The organism is Caulobacter sp. P4_E5, assembly GCF_056401555.1.
Genome location: NZ_JBFUJD010000120.1, coordinates 1 through 11834 on the forward strand (window position 1 = coordinate 1; position 11834 = coordinate 11834).

6 protein-coding genes and 1 pseudogene are annotated in these 11834 nt (G+C 68.9%); 4 read left to right on the plus strand and 3 right to left on the minus strand.

Translation table 11 applies throughout. From position 1 onward, the window contains the following. Positions 1 to 278: 278 nt before the first annotated feature. Positions 279 to 3658, minus strand: a pseudogene (locus AC1DSO_RS23455) (TonB-dependent receptor). Positions 3659 to 3823: 165 nt separating this feature from the next. On the opposite strand from AC1DSO_RS23455, the gene AC1DSO_RS23460 reads away from it, so the two are divergent. The 4 genes from AC1DSO_RS23460 to AC1DSO_RS23475 are packed head-to-tail and all read left to right on the plus strand — an operon-like array spanning position 3824 to position 10039. Further along, entirely contained in the window at positions 3824 to 5341 is a 1518-nt protein-coding gene (locus tag AC1DSO_RS23460; RefSeq protein WP_477071105.1) for an efflux transporter outer membrane subunit, read from the plus strand. After that, positions 5338 to 6417, plus strand: a complete 1080-nt coding sequence (locus tag AC1DSO_RS23465; RefSeq protein ID WP_477071106.1) for an efflux RND transporter periplasmic adaptor subunit — start codon at positions 5338 to 5340, stop codon at positions 6415 to 6417. Before AC1DSO_RS23460 ends, AC1DSO_RS23465 begins: the two co-directional genes overlap by 4 nt. Then, positions 6417 to 9557: an efflux RND transporter permease subunit gene (locus AC1DSO_RS23470; RefSeq protein ID WP_477071107.1), complete on the plus strand. Its 3141-nt coding sequence runs from the start codon at positions 6417 to 6419 to the stop codon at positions 9555 to 9557. Before AC1DSO_RS23465 ends, AC1DSO_RS23470 begins: the two co-directional genes overlap by 1 nt. A gap of 5 nt (positions 9558 to 9562) precedes the next feature. Further along, positions 9563 to 10039, plus strand: coding sequence for a GNAT family N-acetyltransferase (locus tag AC1DSO_RS23475; protein WP_477071108.1), 477 nt, complete (start codon positions 9563 to 9565; stop codon positions 10037 to 10039). A 33-nt stretch (positions 10040 to 10072) separates the two neighbouring features. Here the strand turns inward: AC1DSO_RS23475 and AC1DSO_RS23480 are convergent, their stop codons facing one another. Both AC1DSO_RS23480 and AC1DSO_RS23485 read right to left on the minus strand, forming a co-directional pair. Next, positions 10073 to 11059, minus strand: a complete 987-nt coding sequence (locus tag AC1DSO_RS23480) for a sensor histidine kinase (protein WP_477071109.1) — start codon at positions 11057 to 11059, stop codon at positions 10073 to 10075. Between the two features lie 418 nt (positions 11060 to 11477). Continuing rightward, positions 11478 to 11834, minus strand: a 357-nt coding sequence (locus tag AC1DSO_RS23485; RefSeq protein ID WP_477071110.1) for an EF-Tu C-terminal domain-related protein, incomplete at its 5' end; no start/stop codon positions are given.

Sequence of the window (11834 nt, forward strand, 5' to 3'; positions counted from 1 at the left end):
ACCCCTCTCTCATAGAGAGAGGGAGGGGCCCGCCGCGAAGCGGTGGGAGGGTGAGAGGTTATAATCTCTCAGAACGAAGCTCCCCCTTCTCCCGACCTCCCCGGCGAAGGCATAGTGGGCGCAAAGGACGGAGATTTCCCGGCTAGCGGTGAAACCTCTCACCCTCCCACGCCTAACGGCGCGGGCCCCTCCCTCTCTCTATGAGAGAGGGATTTTTCAAGAAAACGGCGCGTCCTGGGGAGGACGCGCCGTGAGGTCTCACACGCTCGAGGAACGAACTAGAACTTCTTGCGCAGGCCGAACTTGTAAGTGCGGCCCAGCGGATCGCCGGTGAACGGGTCGTAGCCCAGGTCGAGGCGGGCGTAGGACGGATCCTTGTCGAACACGTTGGTGATCGCCAGGGTCGCGGTGGTGTCCCAGGGCAGGAAGACGCGATAGGCCAGGTTGGTCAGGATCTGCGCGTCGATCTTCTTGCCGGCGGCGACCGTCACGCCCGCGCCCGTGGTGTCCTTGTAGGCGTTGGCCGCGAACGGCGCGGTGCGCTGGTCGGTGTAGCCGCCGATGTAGTTGACGGAGGCCCGCAGGTTATGCGGCCCCATGTTCCACTCGACGAAGACGTCGCCCTTCCACTTGGGGATCGGCACGACCGTGGTCTGGTAGTTCAGCAGGCCCACGGCCTCGAAGGCCTTCTCGACCGTGACGCCCTCCACCTGGGTGGCGCCGACGCTGTATTTGCGGATGTAGGTGGCGTTGCCGCCGATGCCGACGTCGCCGCCCAACACGTTCCGGAACCGGTAGTCGGCCGAGAAGTCGAAGCCCGAGTTCTTCACCGGCGCGCCGTTGATATAGTTGGTGCGTAGGCGGGCGATGCTGGTCGTCGGCGTCCCGCAGGCGCCGTTGAAGGTGAAGCGCGCCACCAGGCCCGCATAGGCCGGATTGGCGCAGTTGTTGACCCCCGCCGCGCCGTTCGGATAGAGCGCCGAGACCATGCCGGCCACCGGCTCGGCCACGATCGGGTTTTTGAAGTCGAAGGCGAAGTAGTCGACGCTGGCCTTGAAGTCGCCGGCGTTGAACAGCAGGCCGAAATTATAGGTCTTGGCCTTTTCCGGCTTCAGGTTCGGGTTGCCGAAGATGTCCACGGCCCGGAACACGCCCAGGATGCCCTGCAGCGAGGTGATCGAGGTCGTGGTGGTCTGCGGGTCCGGCGGGCCGCGGAAGGTCGAGCCGGCCGAGGCGCGGACCGCCATCCAGGGCAGGGCCTGCCAGCGCAGCGAGGCCTTGGGGTTGAAGGTCGAGCCGACCGCCCCGCCGTACTTCTCGTAGCGGGCGGCGAGCTGGGCCTGGAAGTCCTCGGTGATCGGCACCGACAGTTCGCCGAAGCCGGCCATCACGTCGCTCTGGTTGTCGGCCTCGTTGCCAACGCCCAGGAACATGAAGGGGCCATTGCGCTGCGAGCCCGTGCAGGTGGTCACGCCGAAGTCCGGGGTGTTCACGCACGGATTGATCGCGGCGTTGCTGATGTCGTTGTAGTCGGCCTTGAAGTAGGTGCGGCGGTACTGGACGCCCGCGGCCCAGGCGACGTCGCCGCCCGGCAGGGTGATGTTGGTCTTGCCGTTCAGCACCGCCTCGCCGACGAACAGGCGCGAGGACTGCTTGGTCGACAGCTTCTTGAAGAACCAGTCGACCAGGTCCTTGTTGTTGGCCAGGGCCGAGTTGTAGGCCGGGTTGGCCGTGCCGGTGATCGCGTTGCTGGGAATCGCGCTGGCGAAGGGGTTGTAATACATGCACTGGCCGACACCCGGCGTGCCCTGGACGCCAGGGGTGGTCGGGTTGCTGTCGCACAGCGGGCCGCCCAGGCCCTGCAGCGCCAGGGCGAAGCGGTTGACCAGGGTGTCGTAGCCGGTGCGCACGCCCACTTCCTGCGAATAGGTCAGGGCGACGTCCCAGCCGACACCATTCTCGAACTCACCCGACAGGTCGGCCGAGACGCGGAAGGCGTCGAACGAACGCGAGCCGATCGAGGGGCCGTAGCCGAACTTCGGATTGCCGCCGAGGGCGAACGGCCGGTTGGCGGCGTTGATGGCCCCGAAAGCGAAGATCGAGCTGGGTACGGTCGAGGTGGCGCCGGTGACCAGACTGGTCAGCTGCACCGTCGGATTGGCCGCCATGAAGGCGATCAGGCCGGGGTTGGTGGCCGGCACGATGTAGCGGCCCGCGATGGGCGAGGCTTCCGCGGTCGGCACRGCCAGGGCCGCGTAGGACGGCGATGTGTTCCAGTCAGGTACGTCGGTGTGGGAATACAGGACCTCGGCATGGAACTTGGTCTTGGCGGAAAGGTCCGCATTGGCCTCGGCATAGGCCTGCACGGCGTTGGACTTTTCGACCAGATTGTCGAACGGCGTGTAGTGCCAGTAGCAGACCGGCGTCAGGCCGCTGAAGCCCGGGAAGCCGCCCAGGCCCGCGCAGGCCGGGTCGCGCAGGCCGCTGGTGGTGCTGGCCAGCGGGATGAAGGTCGAGGGGTTGCCAGCGGCCGACCAGCCGGCTTCCGGGTTGCTCAGATAGGGCTTGTTGGCCCAGTCACGGTCAGCGACCGACAGCTTGGAGCGGTGCTGCCAGCCAATGCTGGCCAGGACGTTGCCGTTGTCCCACACCTTGCCCGCCGTCAGGCTGAGGCCGTAGTCGCCCTTCGACCCGTCGATGATCCGATAGTCGGCGGCCGCCTCCAGGCCCTGGAAGTTCTTCTTGGTGATGAAGTTGACCACGCCGGCGATAGCGTCCGAGCCATAGGTCGCCGCGGCGCCGTCCTTCAGCACCTCCAGCCGGCCGATGGCGGCGGCGGGAATGATGTTGGTGTCGACAATGCCCGCCCCGGCCTGGCCGAACGGATTGATCGCCATGCGGCGGCCGTTCAGCAGCACCAGGGTGCGCTGCGAGCCCAGGCCGCGCAGGTTGACCGAACCCGAGCCTTCCGAGCCCTGGGCGCGGCTGTCGAATTGGTTGGTGTCGCCCAGCACGCCGCTGGACACCGACAGGGCCTTCAGCAGCTCGACCGTCGAAGGCGAGCCGCGCTTTTGCAGCTCCTCGGCGCCGATCACGTCGACCGGCAGGGCCGCGTCCTCGGGCGTGCCCTTGATGAACGAGCCGGTGACGACGACTTCCTCGACCTCGACCGGGGCGTCGTTGTTGGATTTCTGCTGCGCCTGGGCGCCGGTCGCGCCCGCTAGTCCTCCGCCGAGCGCGATGGCCAGCGCGAGGCGCGAGCCTCCGCGCAGGAAGCTGGTTCGTGTCATGGTTTTCCCTCCCTCGATTATTCTTTGACTGGCCGCTCGTCTTCGCGGGGCCAGAGGACATTCAGCTCGGTGGTGGTCTCCCAAAGGGCGCACGACCCCGGACACGCGCGGCCAGGCCGGCGCGCCGCCCCCCGCACGCCCGAGAGCGTTCGTTTTCGAAACTTGGTGATGCGCCGTCTAGAGCCGACAAGCCGTGGTCCCCTTGGGCCGGATGCTTGAAAAGCCACGTATACTCCTCTGGTTTCGCAACCAGAGCGGATGCCGATCAATGAAGTCGAACATCTGTTTCGATGATGCGGTATGTTTTGCAGCGCCGTCAACTGCCGCAAGGAATGAGCAACACGCCCCGCGTCATCCCGCCGCACCATGGAAAGGTATGGTTCCTACGGCGCCCGGGGACTCGGGCGTCGCAAGATAAGCTTCGCTAAAGCGTTGGCTGGGGGGTTTTCCTTCGGCCGATGCGCGCCTAAGTGGGAAAACATTGGTCGCCAGGCCCCCGCCAGCGGGCCAACAATAACTGGGTTAGAACCTTCATGCGTCTCGCCAAGACCGGCGCTTCTCGGCGTCCAGGCCGGCCTATTGGCTCGTCTCGCGTCCTGCTCGTTTCGACCGCCGTGCTGGCCGGCGCGAGTCTGTCGGCCTGCACCACGCCCGCGCGCCCGGTCGACGCGCGTTTGCCCGCCGCCTACGAAGCCCCGCGCGGAGCGCCGCTGCCGTCCCAGGCCCTGGACCAGTGGTGGACCGCCTTCAACGACCCGGTCTTGAACGATCTGGTCACGACCGCCCTGGCCCAGGCCCCCGACGCGCGCCTGGCGGCCGCCCGCCTGGAAGAAGCCCGCGCCGTGCGCCAGGGCCAGATCCGCCAGATCTACATCCCGCAGACGCCGCTGGTGGGCTCGGCCAAGCGCACCGACACCGACATCATCGACCAGAGCGGCACCGGCGGCTTCACCCAGGGCGGGGTCAGCAAGACCTATTCGGCCAATTTCGACGTCTCCTGGGAGCTCGACTTGATCGGCCGCCGGGGCGCGGCCCGCCGCGTGGTCGACAACGACCTGGCCGCGGCCCGCTTCGTGTATGAAGGCGCCCGCGCGGCCCTGGCCGCCAATGTCGCCCAGTCGTATTTCGAGGCGCGCGGCTACGCCGTCCAGCTGCAGGACGCCCGCGAGAACGCCCGCATCGCCAAGTCGCTGTACGACGTCTCGGCCGAGAAGGGCCGCCGCGGCCTGTCGGCCACGTCCGAGGGCGACCGCACCGCCGCCGACCTCGCCCAGGCCGAAGCCCAGGTCGCCGCCCTGGAAGGCCAGCTGCAGGCCTCGCGCCGCAGCCTGCTGATCCTGGTCGGCAAGGGCGTCGACCCGCTGGCCAGCTTGCCAGTCGAGCCGGTCCTGGCCAAGGCCCCGCCGGTCCCGGCCGCCGCCCCCGCCGAGCTGCTGGCCCGCCGTCCCGACGTGCGCGAAGCCGCCGCCCGCCTGGCCTCGGCCTCGGGCAGCCTGAACATCAGCGAGCTGGCCCTGTTCCCAACCCTGACCCTGACGCCGGGCGTCGGGATCTCCAAGTCGATCACCCCCAGCTTCCTCAGCCCTGGCTCCACGGCCTCGACGACCAGCTCGGCCTGGACCCTGGGCGCGAACCTGTCGATCCCGGTGCTGAACATCCCCAAGCTGATGTCCGACATCAAGGCCGACAACGCCCGGGTCGAACAGGCCGCCGTCACCTACGAAAAGACCGTCCAGACCGCCTTTGGCGAGGTCGAGGGGGCGCTGGTCCAGCAGGACGCCGACGAGCGTCGCGTCACCCTGCTGACCGCCGGCGAACGCCGCGCCGCCGTCGCCTACGAGGCCAGCCGCAAAGGTTACGGCATGGGCCTGACCGACCTGACCACGGCCCTGCAGGCCGAGCAGTCCTGGCGTTCGGCCCGCACCGCCCTGACCGGGGCCCAGACCCAGGCGCTGCAACGCGCCGTCCAGACCTACAAGGCCCTCGGCGGCGGCTGGTCGCCGCAAGCCGTTCCCCCCCAAGCCTCTTCCGGCAAAGCTTCCGCCCAATGAGACCCGCCCCGATGACGACCCGTTCCATGATCGCCACCGCCCTGGTCTGCGGCGCCGTAAGCCTGACCGCCTGCGGCAAGAAGCCCGACGAGACCGCCAAGAAACCCGCCGCCGCCGCGCAGGCGCGGACGGTTAGCGTCGGCAGCGTCGAGACCCGGCCGCTAGGCGGCGGGATCGAGGCCTCGGGCCTACTGGTCTCGCGCGAGGAGGCCGCCGTCGGCTCGGAGCTGACCGGCTATCGCGTCGCGCGCCTCCATGCCGACGAAGGCGACTGGGTGCGGGCCGGCCAGCCCCTGGCCCAGCTGGACGCCACCCTGCTGCGCGCCCAGGTCGACCAGCAGGCCGCGGTCACCGCCCAGGCCCAGGCCGAAGCGGCCCGCGTCTCTGGCCTCGACGGCCAGGGCATCCTCAGCCAGGAGCAGATCGAAACCCGCCGCTACCAGGCCAAGGCCCAGGAAGCCGCGCTGAAGGAGCTGCGGACCCGCGTCTCGCGCATGACCATCACCTCGCCGGTGAGCGGCCGGGTGCTGCAGCGCGGCGTGCAACCCGGCCAGATCGCCGGCGGCGGCACGACCCCGTGGTTCACCATCGCCCGCGACGGCCTGGTCGAGCTGGACGCCGAGGTCAACGAGGCCGACCTGGCGGGGATCCGCCCGGGCCAGCCGGCCCAGGTGTCCCTGCCCGGCGGCCAGTCGATCTCCGGCGTCGTGCGCCTGGTCAGCCCGCGCGTCGACAGCGCCAACCGCCTGGGCAAGGTGCGCGTGCGCCTGCCCGTGCGCCCCGACCTGCGTCCCGGCGGCTTCGGCCGCGCCAATTTCGGCGCCTCGACCGCGCCGGTCACCGCCATTCCGGAATCGGCGATCCGCTACGAGGCCGACGGCCTGTATGTGATGACGGTCGACAGCAATAATCGCGCCCACCAGGCCGCCGTGAAGATCGGCCAGAAGGGCGGCGGCTGGGCCCAGCTGGTCCAGGGACCGCCCGCCGGAACGCGCATCGTCCTGGGCGGTGCCTCGTTCGTCACCGACGGCGACGTCATTCGCCCGGCTCCGGCCCAGCAACAGGCCGCTCGCTGATGGTTGGCGAACAAAACCCTGGCGGCCACAAGACCGCCGAGCTGAAGATCTCCGCCTGGGCGATCCGCAACCCGATCCCGGTCGCGGTGCTGTTCATCGCCCTGATGATCGCCGGCATCGGCTGCTACATGGCCCTGCCGATCAAGCAGTTCCCCAATGTCGAGTTCCCCGCCGTCACCGTGACGGTCACCCAGAGCGGGGCCGCGCCCGGCGAGATGGAGACCCAGGTCACCCGCCCGATCGAGGACGCGGTCGCCAGCATCTCCAACGTCAAGACCATCCGCTCGTCGGTGGTGCAGGGCGCCTCGACCACGACGATCGAGTTCAACCTCGGCGAGGACCTGCAGAAGGTCACCGACGAGGTCCGCTCCAAGGTCGACCAGACCCGCTCGCTGCTGCCGCGCGAGGTGGACGAGCCGATCGTCCAGCGGCTGGAGATCACCAGCGCGCCGATCATCACCTACGCCGTCTCGGCCCCGAACATGAGTTCGACCGAGCTGTCGTGGTTCATCGACGACAGCGTCACCCGCGCCTTGCAGGGCGAAAAGGGCGTGGCCCAGGTGGCGCGCGTCGGTGGGGTCGATCGCGAGATCAACGTCGTCATCGACCCGGACCGCATGGCCTCGTTCGGGGTCACCGCCCCACAGCTGAACACGGCCCTGGCCAGCTTCAGCGTCGACGCCCCCGGCGGCCGCGCCAATGTCGGCGGCCGCGAGCAGACCCTGCGCGTGCTGGGCGCGGCCACCACGGTCGAGCAGCTGCGCCAGATCACCATCCCCGTGGCCGGCGGCCGCTACGTCAAGCTGACCGACGTCGCCCAGGTCGGCCAGGGCGCCGAGGAGCAGCGCGGCTTCGCCCGCCTCGACGGCAGGCCCGTCGTCGCCTTTCAGGTGATGAAGACCCGCGACTCCAGCGACGTCGCCGTCGAGGACCGCGTCAAGGCCGCAGTCGACAAGCTGGCCGAGAAGCAGGGCGGCGTCACGTTCGTGAAGATCTTCTCGACCGTCGACGAGACCCGCGCCAGCTTCACGGCCACCGAGCACACCCTGCTGGAAGGCATGCTGCTGGCCTCGCTGGTGGTGTTCCTGTTCCTGCGCGAATGGCGCGCCACCCTGATCACCGCCATCGCCATGCCGGTGTCGCTGGTGCCCACCTTCGCCTTCATGGCGATCATGGGCTTCTCGCTGAACGTCGTGACCCTGCTGGCCCTGACCCTGGTCATCGGCATCCTGGTCGACGACGCCGTGGTCGAGATCGAGAACATCGAAAAGCGCGTCGCCCGGGGCCAGAGACCCTTCCAGGCGGCGATCGAGGGCGCCGACGCGATCGGCCTGGCGGTCGTGGCCACCACCTTCACCATCGTCGCGGTGTTCGTGCCGGTGTCCTACATGCCCGGCACGCCCGGCCAGTTCTTCAAGGAGTTCGGCCTGACGGTGGCCGTGGCGGTGCTGTTCTCGCTGGTGGTCGCCCGCCTGCTGACCCCGCTGCTGGCCGCCTACTTCCTGAAGCCGGCCAAGGACCCGCATCCGCGCAAGGACTTCAAGGGCTTCTACCGCAACGTCCTGGACTGGTCACTGGACCACCGGATCCTGGCCTGCATCATCGGCGGCCTGATCTTCGTCGGCTCGATCATGCTGGCCGGCTTCCTGCCCACCGCGTTCCAGCCGGCGGCCAACAACAACTACTACTACCTGAAGGTCCAGGGCCCGCCCGGCGCGACCACGGCCGACATGGAGCGCACGGTCCAGTCGGTGACCACCATGTTCCGCAAGCGCGCCGAAGTAGCCCACGTCTTCGCCCAGGTCGGCTCGAACATCGGCAGCGGCTGGGGCGGCCAGAGCGGGGCCGACATCCGCGACGCCACCATCACCATCGTGCTGAACGGCGACCGCGACCAGACCGTGACGGAGATCAAGCAGGCGGTCCGCAACGGCCTGCACGACATTCCCGACGCCCGCGTCAACCTGCTGGGCGACTGGGGCACCTCCGAGGTCCAGACCATCCTGATCTCCGAGGACGGCCCGCTGCTGGAGCGCACGGCGGCCCAGATCGAGCGCGAGATGCAGAAGCTCGACACCGTCGCCGATCCGCGCCCCTCCTCGCCGCCCAGCGGTCCGGAGATCCTGATCCGGCCCAAAGCCGACGAGGCCGCCCGCCTGGGCGTCAACTCGGCCGACATCGCCGCCATCGCCCGCGTGGCCACGGTGGGCGACATCGACGCCAACGTCGCCAAGATGACCCAGGGCGAGCGCCGGATCCCGATCCGCGTACGCCTGCCGGCCGACAGCCGCCGCGACCTCGAGGCCCTGGGCGCCCTGCGCGTGCCCACCGCCAGCGGCGGTACGACGCGATTGGATAGTGTGGCCGACCTGTCGTTCCAGGCCGGTCCGGCCAAGATCGACCGCTTCGCCCGCAAGCGGCAGGTGACCATCGAGGCCGACCTCAACAACGGCGCCCAGCTGGGCCAGGCGATGACCGACGTCGGCAACCTGCCGACCATGAAGAAGCTGCCGGCCGGCGTCGGTCCGGCCACGGCCGGCGACCAGGAAGCCTTCGTCGAGCTATTCACCGGCTTCGCGGTGGCCCTGCTGTCGGCGGTGGGCCTGGTGTTCGGCGTACTGATCCTGCTGTTCCGCAGCTTCTTCAAGCCGATCACCATCCTGTCGGCCCTGCCCCTGGCGATCGGCGGCGCGTTCTTCGCCCTGCTGATCACCGGCCAGTCGCTGTCGATGCCGTCGCTGATTGGCTTCCTGATGCTGATGGGCCTGGCGGCCAAGAACTCGATCCTGCTGGTCGAGTACGCCATCGAGCAGGAGCGCGCGGGCATGAGTCAGCGCGAGGCCATCGTCGACGCCTGCCACGAGCGGGCCCGGCCGATCGTCATGACCACCCTGGCGATGATGGCCGGCATGCTGCCCACGGCGCTGGGCATCGGCACCGGCTCGGAGTTCCGTCAGCCCATGGCCGTGGCGGTGATCGGCGGCCTGATCACCTCGACGGTGCTGTCGCTGGTGCTGGTGCCGGTGGTCTATGAGATCATCGACGACATCGAGCGCTGGCTGGCCCCGAAACTGGGTCGCCTGACCACCCCGCGCGAGGCCCAGGGCCGAGGCGAGGCGATTCCGGCCGATCGGTTGTAGCGGCCGTGATCGTCAGGATCTTCCACCCCGGCGACGAGGGCGCCGTCGTCGGGGTGATCCTGCCGGTCCAGCGCGAGGAGTTCGGCTTTTCGATCACCGCCGCCGACCAGCCGGACTTGGCGGCCATCCCCGCCTGGTACCAGACCGGCGCGGGCCAGTTCTGGCTGGCCGAGCTGGGCGGCGAGGCGGTCGGCACGATCGCCCTGAAGGACATCGGCGACGGCGCGGTCGCCCTGCGCAAGATGTTCGTCAAGCCGCGCGCGCGCGGGTCGGTCGGCGCGGCCCAGGCCCTGCTGGACACCGCCTTGGCCCATGCGCGGGACCACGGCGTCAAGACGGTGTGGCTGGGCACCACCGACCGCTTCCAGGCCGCCCACCGGTTCTACGAGAAGAACGGCTTCGAGCTGGTCCAGGCCGAGGCCCTGCCGGCGGCGTTCCCGCGCATGGCGGTGGATACGCGGTTCTATCGGCTGCCCCTCTAGATCCTCCCCCGCCAGGGGGCGGATTGTCGAAGCTTAATCCCGCTTCGGCGCGTAGCTGAGCCGGCACACGGTCCAGCCGTCTTCCCGCGCCATCTCGAACTTGCCGCCCAGCTGCTGGGCCATGGCGCGGACGATGCGCAAGCCCAGGCTCTTGGACGCGGCCGGGTCGAAGCCCGGCGGCGGGCCGGCGCCGTCATTGCCGACGGTCAGCACGTGGGTCAGGCCCGATTGGTCCAAGGTCACCCGCACCTCACCGTCACCAGCCTCGCCAAAGCCGTGCTCGAGGGCGTTGTTGAAGCTCTCCAGCATGACCAGGGTCACCGGCGTGGCCTGATCAGGATGCAGGGGCTGCTCGCCGCCCTCCAGGGTCAGGCGCACGCGCGCGCCGGCCGCGGCGGCGGCGCTGGCCAGCAGGGCCTCGGCGAAGGCGCGGAACGGGACGGGTTCGCCGGTGCGGTTGTGCAGCTCGCGCTGGATGCGGGCGATGACCTCGATCCGCTCGCCGGCCTGGGACAGGGCTTGGCGGGCGCGGACGTCGGCGACCCCTTGGCCCTGCAGGCGCAGCAGGGCGCCGGCGACCTGCAGGTTGTTGCTCACCCGGTGGTGCAGTTCGCGGTACAGCAGGTCGCGGCTCTCGGCCAGATCGCGATAGCGCTCGCGCTCGTCCTCCAGGTCGCCCAGCGCCGTGCGCATGCCATCGATGAAGAAGATCTCCACCCCGGCCACGAGGACGTAGAAGGCCAGGGCCACGGCCATCGACAGGTCGAACTTGAAGGTGTGGACCGGCGGGATGAAGAACCACCAGGCCGCCACCCCACACAGCGCCGCGCAGACCACGCCGCCTCGGAACCCGCCGAAATAGGTCGCCACCAAGATGGCCGGGAAGAAGGTCACATAGGGAAACCCCGGTGGGAACACCGACGTCAAGGCGAACCGCAGCAGCACCGCGCCGGCCGCCAGGGCCACGGCTAGACCGTAGCGGGCGACGACATTGTCCCTGATCTTCCGTCGCAAATCCAAGCGCTGGCTCCCGTCCCTGCGTCGGTGCTGGGCCTTTCGGGCCAAGCCGTCAAGACGACGGTCAACAGAGTGGGGACGGCGAGGGCTGGCCTTCCTTTCCCCTCTCTCTTTGAGAGAGGGAGGGACCCGCCGCCGCAGGCGGTGGGAGGGTGAGTGGTTACGGTCTCGCCAAACGAGGCGTTCCCTTCCCCGACCTCCCCGGCGAAAGCCGGGGTCCAGGTCGAACCAAGAGCTTCACGGGGACAGCGCGATGCAGGGGGCGCGTCAGCCCCAACCTTTTCGGATAAATCTGGGCCCCGGCCTTCGCCGGGGAGGTCGGTGTTAGGGAGCGAACCCATGCCGACGAGGCCGCAAAAGCAAAAGGCCCCGGAGTTTCCTCCGGGGCCTTCGCATTGTCAGCCGAAGCTAGATCGATCGATTACTCGACGATCTTGGCGACGACGCCGGCGCCGACGGTGCGGCCGCCTTCACGGATGGCGAAGCGCAGGCCTTGGTCCATGGCGATCGGGGTGATCAGCTCGACGTCCAGCTCGGCGTTGTCGCCCGGCATGATCATTTCCACGCCTTCCTTCAGCTTGATGATGCCGGTGACATCAGTCGTGCGGAAGTAGAACTGCGGACGGTAGTTGGTGAAGAACGGGGTGTGACGGCCGCCTTCTTCCTTGTTCAGGATGTAGGCTTCGGCCACGAACTTGGTGTGCGGCGTGATCGAACCCGRCTTGCACAGCACTTGGCCGCGCTCGACGTCTTCACGCTTGGTGCCGCGCAGCAGCAC